This is a genomic window from Nitratireductor pacificus pht-3B, from assembly GCF_000300335.1.
GTDB lineage: Bacteria > Pseudomonadota > Alphaproteobacteria > Rhizobiales > Rhizobiaceae > Nitratireductor > Nitratireductor pacificus.
In genome coordinates this window covers 58,061-73,478 of sequence record NZ_AMRM01000015.1, presented here as the reverse complement: position 1 = coordinate 73,478, position 15,418 = coordinate 58,061, and the positions used below count along the sequence as shown (strand labels likewise).

At 65.5% G+C, this 15,418-nt stretch carries 15 protein-coding genes; 1 reads left to right on the top strand and 14 read right to left on the bottom strand.

The genetic code is table 11. The annotated features are described in order from the left end of the window. Positions 1 to 43: 43 nt before the first annotated feature. A complete protein-coding gene (locus tag NA2_RS13995; protein ID WP_008597627.1) occupies positions 44 to 844 on the bottom strand; it encodes an N-formylglutamate amidohydrolase in 801 nt (266 codons plus the stop codon). Positions 845 to 1,012: 168 nt separating this feature from the next. Here NA2_RS13995 and NA2_RS13990 point away from each other — a divergent pair, with 168 nt between their 5' ends. After that, positions 1,013 to 1,852 carry a MurR/RpiR family transcriptional regulator gene (locus tag NA2_RS13990; RefSeq protein WP_008597626.1) on the top strand — a complete coding sequence of 280 codons (840 nt, stop codon included), beginning with the start codon at positions 1,013 to 1,015 and terminating at the stop codon, positions 1,850 to 1,852. Between the two features lie 178 nt (positions 1,853 to 2,030). On the opposite strand, the gene NA2_RS13985 is transcribed toward NA2_RS13990, so the two are convergent. The 13 genes from NA2_RS13985 to NA2_RS13925 all read right to left on the bottom strand — a co-directional run bounded on the left by NA2_RS13985 (position 2,031) and on the right by NA2_RS13925 (position 15,417). After that, positions 2,031 to 2,795, bottom strand: coding sequence for an isocitrate lyase/PEP mutase family protein (locus tag NA2_RS13985; protein WP_008597625.1), 765 nt, complete (start codon positions 2,793 to 2,795; stop codon positions 2,031 to 2,033). After that, positions 2,782 to 3,861: a bifunctional transcriptional activator/DNA repair enzyme AdaA gene (locus NA2_RS13980; protein ID WP_008597624.1), complete on the bottom strand. Its 1,080-nt coding sequence runs from the start codon at positions 3,859 to 3,861 to the stop codon at positions 2,782 to 2,784. The genes NA2_RS13985 and NA2_RS13980 overlap by 14 nt, the downstream gene beginning before the upstream one ends. 76 nt (positions 3,862 to 3,937) lie before the next feature. Continuing rightward, entirely contained in the window at positions 3,938 to 4,417 is a 480-nt protein-coding gene (locus NA2_RS13975; protein ID WP_008597623.1) for an SRPBCC family protein, read from the bottom strand. A 21-nt stretch (positions 4,418 to 4,438) separates the two neighbouring features. Further along, a complete protein-coding gene (locus NA2_RS13970) occupies positions 4,439 to 5,731 on the bottom strand; it encodes a TRAP transporter large permease (protein ID WP_008597622.1) in 1,293 nt (430 codons plus the stop codon). After that, the gene (locus NA2_RS13965; protein ID WP_008597621.1) at positions 5,728 to 6,210 is read right to left on the bottom strand and encodes a TRAP transporter small permease; all 483 of its coding nucleotides are present in this window, start codon (positions 6,208 to 6,210) and stop codon (positions 5,728 to 5,730) included. Before NA2_RS13965 ends, NA2_RS13970 begins: the two co-directional genes overlap by 4 nt. Before the next feature lie 2 nt (positions 6,211 to 6,212). Beyond that, positions 6,213 to 7,211 carry a TRAP transporter substrate-binding protein gene (locus tag NA2_RS13960; protein WP_157188235.1) on the bottom strand — a complete coding sequence of 333 codons (999 nt, stop codon included), beginning with the start codon at positions 7,209 to 7,211 and terminating at the stop codon, positions 6,213 to 6,215. 477 nt (positions 7,212 to 7,688) lie between these two features. Next, complete coding sequence (locus NA2_RS13955) at positions 7,689 to 8,336, bottom strand: GntR family transcriptional regulator (RefSeq protein ID WP_244423651.1); 648 nt, start codon at positions 8,334 to 8,336, stop codon at positions 7,689 to 7,691. A 171-nt stretch (positions 8,337 to 8,507) separates the two neighbouring features. Then, positions 8,508 to 9,509 (bottom strand): ABC transporter ATP-binding protein, encoded by a 1,002-nt coding sequence (locus NA2_RS13950; RefSeq protein WP_008597618.1) that lies wholly within the window; start codon positions 9,507 to 9,509, stop codon positions 8,508 to 8,510. 9 nt (positions 9,510 to 9,518) lie between these two features. Next, positions 9,519 to 10,583, bottom strand: coding sequence for a Gfo/Idh/MocA family protein (locus NA2_RS13945; protein WP_008597617.1), 1,065 nt, complete (start codon positions 10,581 to 10,583; stop codon positions 9,519 to 9,521). Then, entirely contained in the window at positions 10,580 to 11,419 is an 840-nt protein-coding gene (locus tag NA2_RS13940; protein ID WP_008597616.1) for a carbohydrate ABC transporter permease, read from the bottom strand. Before NA2_RS13940 ends, NA2_RS13945 begins: the two co-directional genes overlap by 4 nt. Before the next feature lie 245 nt (positions 11,420 to 11,664). Beyond that, positions 11,665 to 12,594, bottom strand: a complete 930-nt coding sequence (locus tag NA2_RS13935) for a carbohydrate ABC transporter permease (RefSeq protein WP_040677923.1) — start codon at positions 12,592 to 12,594, stop codon at positions 11,665 to 11,667. Positions 12,595 to 12,658: 64 nt separating this feature from the next. Further along, entirely contained in the window at positions 12,659 to 13,921 is a 1,263-nt protein-coding gene (locus NA2_RS13930; protein WP_008597613.1) for an ABC transporter substrate-binding protein, read from the bottom strand. Between the two features lie 239 nt (positions 13,922 to 14,160). Then, the gene (locus tag NA2_RS13925) at positions 14,161 to 15,417 is read right to left on the bottom strand and encodes an ABC transporter substrate-binding protein (RefSeq protein ID WP_008597612.1); all 1,257 of its coding nucleotides are present in this window, start codon (positions 15,415 to 15,417) and stop codon (positions 14,161 to 14,163) included. Position 15,418 lies beyond the last annotated feature (1 nt).

The window sequence follows — 15,418 nt, the reverse complement described above, 5'->3', positions numbered from 1 at the left end:
CATTATCGAATCTCCCGTTCCCGCTTTGCCCTGTGTTTCTTCATCACGCTTTCGCCGGGCCGGCGGCGTGTGTTTCGATATCCAGATCGTCGAGTGCTGCTCCGAGGAGAAGCGCTAGGCGTTTCGCCCAGTCGTCCTGCTCCGCCGCGTCGCGGATCAGATCGCTGCAGATCTCGATCATCACATTGACGAGCCCGCGCGAAATCGCGTGCTCGCGCAAGGTGTGCGTGACCCCGTCATCGGGGCCGTAGGGGTAGTTGCGCAGGGCGTTGGCGATGCCCTCGCGCTCGCAGAGCGCCAGCATGGCATCGGCCAGCCGCCGGTCGCGGTCATGCAGGATGCCGACCGCCCGGTGTCGGGTGATGCCGAAATAGACGCGCGTGAAGGAATGGATCGTGACGATCACCGGTGCGGGCTTCATGGCCGCCCGTTCGTCGATCAGTGAAGCGAGCGCATCGCGAAAGGGATGGTAGATGCCGGTGACGCGCTGGCGACGCGCGGCCTCGCTCAGGCGGCGATTGCCGGGGACGGCGTGGACCTCGCTCATTTCCGGGATGGCGTCGGGCGCCTCGGGCGGACGGTTGCAATCATAGACGAGGCGCGAGAAGCGCTGGTGGATCAGCGGCGCGTCGAGCAGGGCGGAAAGCCGGCGGGAGACCTCGAGCGCGCCCAGGTCCCAGGCGGCGTGGCTGGTCAGGGTTTCGGGCTTCACGCCCAACGTGCCGAGGGCGCGGGGAATGGTTCGCGAAGCGTGCTCGCAGACGAGAATGACGGGCGAACGCCCATCCCGCCGCTCGATCGCGACGGGCGAACCCTCGGATGGGTCAAGCCACGCCTTTGCCACCAGAACGCTCTCCTCGCCTGCCAGTGATGCCCGTTTCCCGCGGGCGACCGCTTATGCCAATTTGTAATAATGATTAGCATTGCAGCTCGTTTGTCAATTGTGTAATTTTTATTACGGATCGATTTGATGTGCGCCGCGGAAGAACGGCGAGCGGGAAGGGGAGACGTTTTGGGGACCAGGGAGCAGGTGCACGAAGCGCTCGGCCAGATGACCGACGCGGAGCGGAAGGTGGCGCATTCCTTCCTGGCCAACTATCCGAGCAGCGGCCTTTCGACCGTCGCCGAGTTTGCCGAGCTTGCCGGAACCAGCGCGCCGACCGTGTTGAGGTTCGTCTCCCGCCTCGGCTTTTCCGGCTATCCGGAGTTCCAGCGCGCGCTGCGCGCCGAGATACAGGCGGAACTCCTGTCGCCGCTGGAGAAGGGCGAACGGTCCCATGCGGGGTCGGCGCTCGGCGCCTATTTCGACCGCGCGGCGGTGAACATCGCCGCGACGCTCGACGCGATTCCCGAGAGTGAGTTCGAGGCGGCCTGCGCGCTCCTGTCGGATCACAAGGCTGCCTGCTACTGCCTTGGTGGACGTTTCAGCGACGCCATCGCCCGCTACATGGCCGCGCATCTGCGCATCGTGCGGCCGAATGTGCGCCGCTTCCAGGACCAGACATCCACCTGGGACGACCAACTGCTCGACGTGAAAGCCAGCGACGTGGTGGTGCTGTTCGACATCCGCCGCTACCAGCGCGACCTGGTGCATCTGAGCGAGCTACTCGGCGAGCGCAGGGCGCGCATCGTGCTGATCACCGACAACTGGCTCTCGCCGATCTCGCGCTATGCGAAGGTGGTGCTGCCCTGCGCCATCGATGCGGGCCGCACCTGGGATTCCAGCGTCGCGCTCCTCGCGCTGGTGGAAGCCATCATCGACCGGGTGACCCACAAGGACTGGGACGCCTCGCGCGGCCGCATCCAGGCGCTGGAGCACATTCATTGGAACAAGCCGTCCGCGGGCGGGTGAGCGACGGACGCTTCTGGGTTGCCGGGGCGTGCCAGTGCCAAGCGCCCTCGTGGTTCGACAGGCTCACCATGAGGGCTACTGCCAAGTCTGGCTCATTCATTCACGTCAGGGCACCGATGCATCAACAGCCCTCATGGTGAGCCTGTCGAACCACTAGGGCACCATATGCAGGCCGAGCCTAGGCGTAAACCGCCGCCGCCTGTTCCTTCAGCCACGCCATCGCCGCGCGATAGGGGCCCGGCCCATGGCTGATGCGCGCCACGCCGAGCGCGCCGAGGCGCCGGGCGTCCGGCGCGTCTTTCATGGCCATGATGTTGACCGGCAGGTCGGTCGCGGCGCACAGATCGCCGATCAGCGCCTCGTCCACCAGCGCCGGCGCGAAGAAGCCGCTGGCGCCGGCTTCCGCATAGGCGCGGCCGCGCTCCTTCGCTTCGGCCAGCAGCGCGGCATGCCGGGTGCGGTCGCCCTCCTTCAGGAAGAGATCCGTGCGGGCGTTGATGTAGAAGGGCATGCCCCGCTTCTCCGCCATGGCGCGGATGGCGGCGATCCGCGCGGCCTGGTCGCGGATCGGATGAAGCCCGTCGCCGCCCACCATCTGGTCCTCGAGATTGATGCCGACCGCGCCCGCGTCGATGATGCGGCCGACATTCTCCGCCGCCTGTGCAGGCTCCACGGCATAGGCGCCCTCGAAATCGACCGAGAGGGGCAGGTCAAGCGCGCTTGCGATGCGCTCCGCTACGGTTACCAGCAGATCGAGCGGGATCTTCTCGCCGTCGCCAAAGCCGTGCGCGGCGGCGACCGACCAGCTTCCGGTCGCCAGCGCCCTGGCGCCGCCATCGGCGACGGCCCTGGCCGACCCGGCATCCCAGACATTGTAGAGGATCAGCGGATCGCCCTTCACATGCAGGGCGGCGAAGGCGCGGGCTTTGTCACTCTGGCTCATGGGACGCTCCTGTGCGGGAAAATTTCAGTTTCTCATGTTCGAGCAGCCAGCGCTTGCGCCACAGGCCGCCGCCATATCCGGTCAGGCTGCCATCGGCGGAGAGCACGCGGTGGCAGGGGATGACGATGGCGATCTGGTTGGTGCCGTTGGCCCGCGCCGCGGCGCGGGCGGCGTCCGGGCGGTCCAGCGCATGGGCGATCCCCGTGTAGCTCCGCGTCTCGCCGGGCGGGATCGCGCGCAAAACCCGCCAGACGTCGCGCTCGAAAGGCGTCCCGTGTCCGGCAAGCCGCGTCTCGAAGCGCGCCGAGCGGCCGGTGAAATAGGCATCGAGCTCGGCGGCGATCTGTTCGATCGGGGCGCTGCGACCGAGGGCGATGGCGGAGCCGGTCGCCTTGCGGAGCTTGCGGATTTCGGCGGGCAGCGCGGTCCGCTCGAGGAATTCCAGGATATGCAGTGCATGATCGTCGGCGATCGCCACCATCGTGCCGATCGGGGTCTCGATCCAGTCGGCGCGCAGGAGCGGCCGGCCGCGCATGCCGGCCGGCGCTTCGCCGAGCAGCCGGGTCACGGCGTCGCGAAAACCGCTGCCCGAGGCGAAGCCCGCCTCCTGCTGCGCCTCGATCACGCTTGCGCCGCCGGAAAGGGTCTCGACCGCCAGGCCGACGCGCCGCAGCCGCGCCATTTCGAGGAAGCTGATGCCGAAACGTCGGTTGAAGGCGCGCCGGACCGTGGAGGGATCGTGCCCCAGGCGGACGATATCCGCCTCGTACCAGCGGCGCTCCGGCCGGGCATCCAGCCGCGCCAGCAGGTCCTCCACCAGCGGATCGGCTGCGCCGGCGGCGGCGAGCGGCCGACAGCGCTTGCAGGGCCGCAGCCCCGCCTCGAAGCACTGCGCCACCGTGTCGTAGAACACGACGTGCTCGCGCTTCGGCTTGCGCGCCGGGCAGGTGAGGCGGCAGAAGACGCCGGTGGTGGTGACGCCGGCATAGACGAAGCCGTCGAGCGCCGCGTCGCGGGCTACAAGCGCTTCGTAGAGATGGTCGTCGTCGGGGCGTCGGAACAGCATGGGGCGAGACTAACGCAAACCCGCGCCGCCGCCGCCGGAAATCGGGCGTCTATTGCAAGGCTCCTGACAAAATCGCTCAGGGCGCGGGCCGCATCTTCGCTTCCGTCTCGATCTGCGCCTTGATCAGCCAGATCTCCGCCTCGTGCGTGGCACAGAGCCGCTGCCAGCGTGCATCGTCCATGCCGGCGCCGCGCCATGCCGTCAGCGTGGCATAGCAGGTGCCTTCCGGCAGGCCGCAGACCGTGTGCGGCACGACGCGGGCGCTGATGCGCGGCTGGAGGGTGTCCGGGGAGCCGATGTGGTAGTCGATGAGCATGAGGTCGCTTCTGGCGTCGATCCGCAGAAAGCCCTCGGAGCCGTCGAACAGCGACCGGCCCCGGTAGAGGCCGGTTTCCGCGTCCCTTCTCGTGCCGAAAGATCCGAGTGCCCAGCGGCCGAGTGCCTTGCCGTCCGAGAGGAAGGCGAAGACCCGTTCGGCGGGCGCCTCGACGAGGGCCGAGACGCTGTGGCCGATATTCGGGCCGACCGGCGGTGTTTTCTGGCGTTCGTCGCTCATGATGCTCTCCGCAAAGGCGTGTCAGAAGCCGAGGAGCCGGGGCAGCCAGAGGCTCAGGCCCGGCACGGCGGAAACGATCGCCAGCGCGATCAGGTTGACGGCAAGGAACGGGGCGGTGGCGCGCAGGAGCGCGCCGAGGCCGCAGCCGGCCATCCGCTCGGCGGCGAACAGGCAGACCCCGAGCGGCGGGGTCAGAAGCCCGATGTTCAGGTTGAGGATGGCAACGACGCCGAAATGCAGCGGGTCGATGCCGGCCGCCTGCGCCGCATGGGCAAGGATCGGCCCGAACAGGATGATCACGGCCGTCGGGTCGATGAACATGCCGAGCACCAGCAGCGCCGCGTTGAACACCAGCATGATGGCGAGCGGGCTCATGTCCCACCCCTCGATGGCGCCCGACAGGAGGCGTGGCACGTTCTCCATGCCCATCGCCCAGGAAAACGCGGCGCCGCAGCCGACGATGATCAGGAGCTGGCCGGAAAAGAGGGCAGAGCGTGAGAAGACGGCGGCCAGGGAGCGCGCGTCGACGGAGCGGTAGAAGAAGAGCGCGACCACCAGCGCGTAGACGCAGGCGATGCCGCCGGCCTCGGTGGGGGTCATGATGCCGCCGAGGATGCCGGCGAGGATGATGACCGGGATCATCAGCGGCACCAGCGCGGCGCCGGAAACCTTCGCCAGCGCCTTCGGCGAGCGGTCGGCCTGGACGGAGGGGAAATTGTGGATGCGGGCCTGTATGGCGACGAGGATCATCTGCGCCAGGCCGATCAGGAGGCCCGGGAAAATGGTGGCGGCCATCAGCGCGCCGATGGAGATGTCGGTGATCGAGCCGTAGATGACGGCGGTCAGCGACGGTGGCAACATCGGCCCGATGATCGACGACGAGGCGGTGACGGCGGCGGCATAGGCGCTGGTGTAGCCCTGCTTGACCATGGCGGGGATGAACACGCGGCCAAGGGCAGCGATGTCGCCCAACGCCACGCCCGTGATGCCGGCGAACAGGATCGACGCGCCGATGTTGACCTGCGCCAGCCCGCCGCGCATCGCGCCGAACCAGGCATTGGCGAAGGCGATCAGCCGGTCGGTGATGCGTCCGGCATTGACCAGCTCGCCCGCCAGGATGAACAGCGGCACGGCCATCAGCACGAAGCTGTCCATGCCCTGATAGAGGCGTTCGGGAACGATGGGCAGGAAGGCCCAGTTTCCGGTGATGGCCATCCAGGAGAGAACGCCGGCGATCATCGCCCAGGCGATGGGCAGGCCGGCAAGCAGCAGTCCGAGGAAGACGCCGAGAAGGGTCAGGAGGCCGATACTCATGAATGCCGCGATCCGGTGAGAAGGCGCAGCAAGGCAAACAGCGCCGCCAGCGCGAAACAGGCGGGCAGGGCCGCATAAGGAATGGAGAGCGGGATGCGCATGCCCTCGCTGGTCTGGCCGGCGGCGAAGCGCATCATGTCGACGCCATACCAGACGAGGACGAAGAAGACCGTCAGGGCGATCAGCTCGAGCAGGAATTTCAGGGCGCGGCCCAGCGCCGGCGCCTGCGCCGCCAGCACCGCCGGCACGAACTCGACGCTGATGTGGCTCGCCTCGCGCACGGCGACCGCGGTCGCGGCGAGCGCCATCCAGATCATGCCGTAGCGCGCCACCTCCTCCATGAACAGGGGAACGCTGCCGATGCCGTAACGCAGGAAGACCTGCGCGGCGACCAGCCCGAGAAGGACGACCAGACAGAGCGCGGCGAAGGCCCGCAGCGCTCCGTCCAGCAGGTCGAGCAGACGTTCGACGGCCGCCATGGTCAGTTGCGCGCTTCTTCGACCGCCTTGACGATGGCGTCGACACGCTCGGGCGTGTCGACATTCTGCTTCAGCCACTCGATCGCAGGCGGCTGGGCGATCGCCTTGAAGGCGTCGCGCGTCGCCTGATCGAGCTCGATCACCTCGGTGCCATTGTCGCTGGCCGTCTTGAGCGCCGCCGAAAGCGCGTTGCGCGAGGCGTCGCGGTTGAAGGCGATGGCCTTGGCGGCCGCGTCGTCGATCACCTTCTTCTGCTCGTCCGTCAGGCCCGAATAGAAGGCGTCGTTGATGCCGAGCGGGCCGAAGGCGAAGCCATGGCTGGTCAGGCTCAGATATTTCTGCACCTCGTAGAGCTTGACGAGGACGAAGATCGGCGCGGCGTTGTCCTGTCCATCGACGACGCCGGTGCGCAGCGCCGTGTACAGCTCGGCGAAGGAGATCGGCGCAGGCGAGGCGCCGAGCGCTTCGACCGGGATCGTCGCGAGCGGCCCGAGCACGCGCATCTTCAGGCCCTTCATGTCTTCGGGCGAGCGGATGGGCTTGTTGGAGCTATACTGCTTGAAGCCGCCGGAAGCCCACCAGCCAAGCACCCGGATGCCGGTCTTGGCGCGCAGTTCCTCGGCGAGTTCGGCGCCCACCGGTCCGTCGAGCAGCGCCCAGGCCTCGGTGTCGTCGGTGAAGAGATAGGGCAGGTTGAGGATCTGGATGTCAGAGAAGACCGTGGCGTAGTTGCCGTCGGCGGCGTCGCTCATCTGGATCACGCCGCGGCGCATCTGGTTGAGCCGCTCATTGGGCGCACCCAGTGCGCTGCCATAGGAGATTTCCACCGTCATGTCGGAATTGGCTTCGACTTCCTGCTCGAAGCGCTCATACATGCCGTTGATGAAGTCGTCAGGCCGGTCGCTCTTCGGCAGCGCCACGCCGACGCGAATTTCCTGCGCCATCGCGCCGGAAACGGCCAGAAGGCCGGCCATGATGCCAAGAACTATCTGTTTTCTCATGATTTTCGCTCCTCTGTGATCCCCATTCGGCCGGCCCGGCGGGATGTCAGGCGCGGCATCACTCACCGGCTTCTTGCGGGCCGGCCTGCGCATTCGATCAAATGATACTTTAAACTTAAAGCGTCGTCCAATGAAATTGCGACGGGCATGGGCGCGGCTTGGGAAGCCGCTGCCGGAACGGCGGGACCCGCCGAGCGATGTACGATACGGGAGGGCGTGGCCGGTTGCGTACAGACGCGACGATGGCCGGCACGGGACAGACACCGCGGGGACGTTAAGGGGCAGGATGTGCTTCGCTGCCAGGCAGCCTCGGATGCCGGGAGGCGCGCCTGTCGCAGCGTTCTGCGAGCGGCGGGAATCAGCTGACGTTGATCAGGTGAGGGCCGGTTTCATCTGCCGTTGCGGCGCGGCAGGCTATCGGTGCCAAAAAGTGCGGGGAGTTGCCCTGTGGCCTTCACACCTGCAGCACCGGCAATCTCAGTCGCAGAGCGTGCCGAGCAGTTCCTGCGTCGCAGCGATGTCGTCGATGATCGCCTGCCTGACGCCGGCGGCGTCCCGCGACCGCAGGGCGTCGATCGCCTCGTGGTGATGCTGCGAGTAGGTGACGGCGCCCTGCGACTTGAGGATCGGTTCCACATGGCGGGTCAGCATGCGCATATAGGGGCCGAAGCGCAGCCAGAGCGTTTCGATGAGCTGGATCAGCACTTCCGAGTTCGATCCCTGGTAGAGCGCGAAGTGGAATTCGCGGTTCTTGCCGAGCATCTCGTAGACGCTTTCATTGCGGCCGGAGGCCTCGTGGGCGGCAAGCAGAAGCTCCAGTTCGGCGATCTCGGCCTTGCCCAGATTGGCGGTGGCCAGTTCCGCCGCCAGGCCCTCGACGGCGATGCGGGCGCGGCAGAGATCATCGAGCCTCGCCCTGCTCACCGAGGGAACGCGGGCCGAGCCGTTCGGTGCGGTCACCAGCGCGTTCTCCGCGGCCAGCCGACGCAGCGCCTCGCGCACCGGCATGTGACTGGTGCCGAAGGTTTCAGCGAGAGACGAGATCGTCAGAACCTGTTCCGGCTCGAAACGGCCCGTCATCAGCGCATGGCGTAACTGGCGGTAGACGCCATCCTGTATCGTCACGCGCGATGAAACCGGAACAAAGTCGCCTTGCTGCACGACGCCTCTCCCATGAAGACCAAACCATTCTTCGCCGGACCCGCTTCTGTTGCAGGTCGCTCAGGATCGACTAAGGGGAGTTGCCGCGATGCGCAAGAGCCGGGCAATTGTGCCCGGTCATCTGCAATCCGGCGTTCAGCGGATGATGTCGCCCTTGTCGTCGAAACGGTATATGCGGCCCTCGTCGAACCTGGCGTGGATTTCGCTATCGATCTCGAATTGATGTTCGCCGAACAGGCGGATGCATAGAAGACCCGCCCGGCCACAGTCCAGATAGACATTCGTATCGGCGCCCAGATGCTCGACATGCGAGACGCGGCCCTTGAGATCGCCGCCGGTGGTGCTGACGGAGATGTGTTCGGGCCGGATGCCGATCGTCCTGGCGTCCTCGCGGCCGATGGCGGATGCCTCGACGAAGTTCATCTGCGGTGAGCCGATGAAGCCGGCGACGAACAGGTTGGCGGGGTCGTTGTAGAGTTCCATCGGCGTGCCGATCTGCTCGATGCGTCCGGCATTGAGCACGACGATGCGGTCGGCGAGCGTCATCGCCTCGGTCTGATCGTGCGTCACGTAGATCATGGTGGCGCTCAGCTCGCGGTGCAGGCGTGCGATCTCCAGACGCGTGTTGACGCGAAGCGCCGCATCGAGATTGGAAAGCGGTTCATCGAAGAGGAACAGCTTGGGCTTGCGCACCACGGCGCGGCCGATGGCCACGCGCTGGCGCTGGCCGCCGGAAAGTTCCGCCGGCCGCCGCTCGAGATAGGGTTCGAGCGACAGCATCTTGGTCGCCAGATCGACGCGCTCCGCGATCTGCGCCGGGGGGCGCTTGGCCTGTTTCAGGCCGAGGCTCATATTGTCCTTCACCGTCAGGTGCGGGTAGAGCGCGTAGGTCTGGAAGACCATGGCGATGCCGCGTTTCGAAGGCGGCGTCGCGTTGACGGCGTCGCCGTCGATCTCGACGCTGCCGCCGCTGGCATCCTCCAGCCCGGCGATGATGCGCAGGAGGGTAGATTTGCCGCAGCCCGAGGGGCCGACGAAGATGACGAATTCACCGTCCTCGACGTCCAGATCGACACCCTTGATGACGTCGACCTTGCCGAACGATTTGGTGATGTTTCTGAGTGCGAGTGAGCCCACTGGATCTTCCTATAATTCTATTTCCTTGCCGCTTCGCACGCTTTCGTCGGCGGCGAGGCAGATGTTGAGCGACTGGACGGCGTCGTCCATGTGGCGGGAGAGGTCGATGTCCTCGCGAATGGCCTTCAACACGAAGGCCTGCTCGCGGTCGCACAGCTCCTGGTGACCCGGTTCGTCGTCCATCGACAGCAGCGTGTCAGGGCTGGCGAAGCGGCCGGCGGCATCGGTCTCCGCGCGGTGGACGCGGATGGTCGATGTTTTGGTGTGCGTGTCGATGTCGTCGGAGCGGGCGCCTTCGGCCATGACGATCGAGACGCAGCCCTTCGGCGAGACGATGTCCTTCACGAAGAAGGCGGTCTCCGAGATCATCGGACCCCAGCCGGCCTCGTACCAGCCGAGCGAGCCGTCTTCGAACAGCACCTGGAAATGACCGTAATTATACATGTCCGGGGCGATCTCGTCGGAGAGCCGGAGGCCCATGCCGCGCACCTTGACCGGCTTGGCATCGGTGATCTGGCACATCACGTCCACATAATGCACGCCGCAGTCCACGATGGGCGGCGTGGTCTCCATCAACTGCCTGTGGGTGTGCCAGGTGGGGCCGGAGGATTGCTGATTGAGGTTGAGCCGGAAGACATAGGGACCGCCCAGCGCGCGCGCTTCCTCGATCAGCCGGATCCAGGAGGGGTGATGGCGCAGGATATAGCCGATGACCAGCTTGCGCCCGTTGGCGCGGGCCGCATCGACGACCCGCCGCGCATCGGCGACATTGGTCGCCAGCGGCTTCTCGACGAAAACATGCGCGCCGTGCTCGAGGGCGGCGACCGCGTAATCCGCATGGCTGTCCGAGTAGGTGTTGACGGACACCAGGTCGGGCTTCAGCCGCGCGAGCGCCTCGGCGTAGTCGGTGGTTAGCGGATAGGAGCCCAGCCCGGCGGGGAGGTCGGGCCGCGAACGGTTGACGAGGCCGACGATCTCGAAGCCGGGGTTCTCGTGATAGGCGAGCGCGTGGCTGCGGCCCATATTGCCGAGGCCGGCGACCAGCACGCGGATCGGGGTTTCTCCGCCGCTCATTTGACTGCTCCCGAGGTGATGCCGCGGATCAGCTGGCGTGAGAAGATGAGGTACAGGACCAGTACCGGCAGGATGGCCAGCGACAGCGCCGCCAGCACGGCGTTCCAGTTGGTGACGAACTGGCCGATGAAGACCTGCGCGCCGAGCGTGATGGTCTTGGTCTCCTCGGCAGGCGCCAGGATCAGCGGAAACCACAGGTCGTTCCAGATCGGGATCATGGTGAAGACCGCCACCGTCGCCATGGCCGGACGGACCAGCGGCAGGACGAGGCGGAAGAAGATGCGGTATTCGCTCAGCCCGTCGATGCGGCCGGCATTCTTCAGGTCGTCGGAGACCTGGCGCATGAACTCCGACAGGATGAAGATGGCGAGTGGCAGGCCCTGCGCCGTGTAGACCAGGATCAGCGCCGTGCGCGTGTTGACGAGACCCGAGGCCACCATCATCTGCAGGATCGCCACCGTGCCGAGGCGGATCGGGATCATGATGCCGAGCGCCAGATAAAGGCCCATCAGCGTGTTGCCCTTGAAGCGGTATTCCGACAGGGCGAAGGCGGCCATGGCGCCGAACAGCAGGACCAGGAACAGCGAGACCACCGTGACGATCAGGCTGTTCTGGAAGTAGAGCAGGAAATCGCCCTGTTTCAGCACCGTCTCGAAGCCGATCAGGCTGAAGCTCTCGGCATCGGGCAGCGCCAGCGGCTCGCGGAAGATCGCCTTGCGCGACTTGAAGGCGTTGACGACGATGACGAACACCGGAAACAGCGCGATGATCGTGTAGAGGATCAGGATCGCGTGCGCGGCAGCCGAGTGGAATGGGGAGTGCCTTGCGGTGCTCATGGTTGCGGCCTGCCTGCGGGGTTGTTGTTCCGTGCCTTGGCGGTGCCCGTCATCACCCCCCTCTGCCCTGCCGGGCATCTCCCCCTCATGGGGGGAGATTGACGGGTCGACGGATTTCGCCAGTCGCTGGTTTGTGAAAGGATCCACCGCTTCCCTGCCAGCCGATCTCCCCCCGTGAGGGGGAGATGCCCGGCAGGGCAGAGGGGGGTATCAAGAACGCCGATGTAAGACATGGTTCTCTCCCCTCAGAACTGATACCGGCGCAGGCGCCGCTGGATGCCGAACAGGTAGATCGACACGCCGATCAGGATGATGACGAACATGGCCGTCGCGATGGCCGCGCCCAGGTTCGGATCGCCGAGCTGGAGCTGGAAGCCGAAGAAGGTGCGGTACATGAAGGTCCCAAGGATGTCGGTCGAGAAATCCGGCCCGGCGAGGGCGCCCTGCGTCGAGTAGATCAGGTCGAAGGCGTTGAAATTGCCGACGAAGGTCAGGATCGAGATGATGCCGATGGCGGGCAGGACAAGCGGCAGCTTGATCTTCCAGAACTGCGCCATGCCGGTGATGCCGTCGCATTCGGCCGCTTCCAGAAGTTCGTCCGGGATCGACAGCAGTGCTGCGTAGATCAGCATCATCGGAATGCCGACGAACTGCCAGACCGAGATCAGCGCAAGCGTGGTGAGCGCATAGGCCTCCTTGCCGAGCCAGGGCTGGAACAGGCTTTTCAGCCCGACCAGGTCGAGCAGGTTCGGCGCGACGCCCCAGAGCGGGCTGAGGATCAGCTTCCAGGCGAAGCCGGCGATGACGAAGGAAAGGATGGTCGGGATGAAGATCGCGGTCCGATAGAAAGCGCGCATCCTTAGCCGCGGACTGCTCAGGATCGCCGCCAGCAGGATGCCGATCGGGTTCTGCACCAGCATGTGGATGACGAAGAACCAGACATTGTTGCCGAGCGCGTTCCAGAACTGCTCGGCCCAGCGCGGATCGCCGAAAAGGGTGCGGAAATTGCCGAGGCCGACAAACACCTGGCTGTTGTTGATGTCGCTGAACAGCGAAAGCTGCAGCGTGCTGAACAGCGGCAGGATCATGACCGCGGTGTAGACCAGCACCGCCGGCGCCAGGAACACCGCAATGTGCCATCGAATGGGTGGTTTCGTCGTTTGCTCTACGGCCATGCTCGCCCCTCGGCATGATTGGCCGCCGGACGGGGAGACCCCGCCCGGCAGCATTTTCAAGGTTCTACTTCTGCTGCGGCTCGTACCAGCTCGCCAGGCCGTCCTGCAGCGTGGCCCCGCCTTCCTCCGGCGTCTGCGCGCCGCGCAGGACGTTGGCCGAGACGTTCCACATCTCGTTCCACAGGTTTGGCGTGCCGCGCGACAGGATCTGGTGCGCCGGGCGGATGGTCGACTTGCAGCTCTCGCGCCAGGAGACGAACTCCTTGGCCAGCGGGTCCTCCATCTCGACCGTCTCGTTGGACAGCGAGAAGAAGCCCGGCAGCGAATTGGCGTAGAGCGTCGCGAACTCGGCCGAGCCGACCCAGTTCAGGAAGGTGCGGGCCGCTTCCGGATTGGCCGACTTGGCGTTCATGCCGATGCCGATGTCGGTGTGGTCGGAGATGTAGCACTCGTCGCCGGCATTCTGTACCGGCGGCGCGAAGGCGCCCATCTTGAAGTCGGCCTGCTCGTTGAAGATCGAGATTTCCCAGGAGCCGGCCGGGAAGATCGCCGCGCGGCCGAGGGTGAACAGGTTCTGGCTGTCCGGATAGGCCTGCGCCTCGTAGCCGTCGCCCAGATAGGGCGCCCATTTGGCGAGCTGGCGGAGCGGTTCAACCCATTGATCGTCGCTCAGCTTCTCGCCGCCCTTGATGAGTGCCAGCCGGCCTTCCTCGCCCTTCCAGTAGTTCGGGCCGATATTGGTGTAGCCCATGGTGGCGGCTTCCCACTGGTCCTTGGCGCCCATGGCCATGGGAATGTAGGAGCCCTCCTCCTTGATCTTGTCGAGCAGGGCGAAGAACTCGTCATTGGTCTTCGGCGGCGTCAGGCCAAGCTCCTCGAAGATCTCGGCATTGTAGATGAAGCCGTGGATGACCGAGGCCATCGGCACGCAGAAGGTCGCCGAGCCGTCATCCGTGCTCCAGGCGGCCTTCGCTACGTCGCCGAAATTCTTCATGTTCTCCAGGTCCTGGATCGCCGCGAGGTGACCCTTCTGGTAGAGGCTGAGCGAGGCATCGAAGGGCCGGCAGGTGATCAGGTCGCCCGCCGAACCGGCTTCCAGCTTGGAATTCAGCACGGCGTTGTATTCGGTCGGAGCCGAGGGCGCGAAGGTCACTTTGATGCCGGGATGGGCGGCCTCGAAGGCGGGAATCAGCTTTTCCTGCCAGATGGTCAGGTCGTCGTTGCGCCAGCTTTCGATGGTCAGGGTCGCGTCCTGCGCCATCGCCGTGCCGGCCGAGCCAAGCACGGTTGCGGCGAGGAGCGCGAGTTTTACATGTCTTGCAGTCATTTTCTTCTCCCTTTTTTGTCTTGGCGGCTTCCGAGAGGCGCCTACCGGCCGGTCTTGCGCGGGGCGATCACGAACGCCAATGCCGGGGCAGGCCGACCATAAGGGGCCTGCCCTGCACCGGAGCATCGGACCGAAAAGCGGATCCCCGATTTCCGGTTGTTCCGATGCTCCATCAATCGTCCGGATCGTCCTTGTGCATCCCAGCGGACACAGGGCGATCCAGGTCCGTGGACCGTCCCTTACTTCTGGGGATCGTACCAGCTGGCGAGACCCTTTTGCAGCCGTTCCGCGGCAGCTTCCGGCGTCTCGGTTCCCTTGATCACGTTGGCCGAGGCGTTCCAGGTCTCGTTTTCCAGGTTCGGCGTGCCGCGCGACAGGATCTGGTAGGTCGAGCGAATGGTCGACTTGCATGTCCCGCGCCAGGAGACGAACTCCTGCGCCAGCGGGTCTTCCATCTTCACGTCGTGGCTGGACAGGGAGAAGAAGCCCGGCAGTGCATTGGCGTAGAGCGTGGCGAATTCGGCGGAACCGACCCAGTTGAGGAAGGTCTTCGCCGCTTCCAGGTTCTTGCCGTTGGCGTTCATGCCCATGGCGATGTCGACATGGTCGGAGATGTAGCACTCGTCACCGGCGTTCTGCACCGGTGGCGCGAAGGCGCCCATCTTGAAGTCGGCCTGCTCGTTGAACACGGAGATTTCCCAGGAACCGGCCGGGAAGATCGCGGCGCGGCCGAGCGTGAACAGGTTCTGGCTATCGGGGTAGGTCTGGGCCTCGAAGCCGTCGCCCAGATAGTCCTTCCACTTCGCCAGTTGGCGGAAGGGCTCCACCCAGGCGTCGTCGGTCAGCTTCTGCTCGCCCTTGATGAGCGCGTTGCGGCCTTCCTCGCCTTTCCAGTAGTTGGGGCCGACATTCTGGTAGCCCATGGTGGCGGCTTCCCACTGGTCGTTGGTGCCCATGGCCATCGGAACGTAGGTGCCTTCCTCCTTGATCTTGTCGAGGGCGGCGAAGAATTCTTCATTGGTCTTCGGCGGCTCGACGCCGAGCTCTGCGAGGGCGTCGGCATTGTAGATGAAGCCGTGGATGACCGAAGCCATCGGCACGCAGAAGGTCGCCGAACCGTCATCCGTGCTCCAGCCCGACTTGGCGACGTCGCTGAAGTTCTTCATGCCTTCCAGGTCCTGGACGGCGGACAGGTAGCCCTTCTCGTAGAGGCTGAGCGAAGCGTCGAAGGGGCGGCAGGTGATCAGGTCCCCGGCGCTGCCGGCTTCGAGCTTGGAGTTGAGAACGGCGTTGTATTCGGTCGGCGCGGTGGGGTTGAACTTCACCTTGATGCCGGGATGGGCGGCCTCGAAGGCGGGGATCAGCTTGTCCTGCCAGATGGTCAGGTCGTCATTGCGCCAGCTCTCGATGGTCAGCGTCGTGTCCTGCGCCATGGCGGCGCCCGAAGAGGCGAGCATGGTCGCGGCGAGTAGCGCCAGTTTCACTTTCTTGGTCATG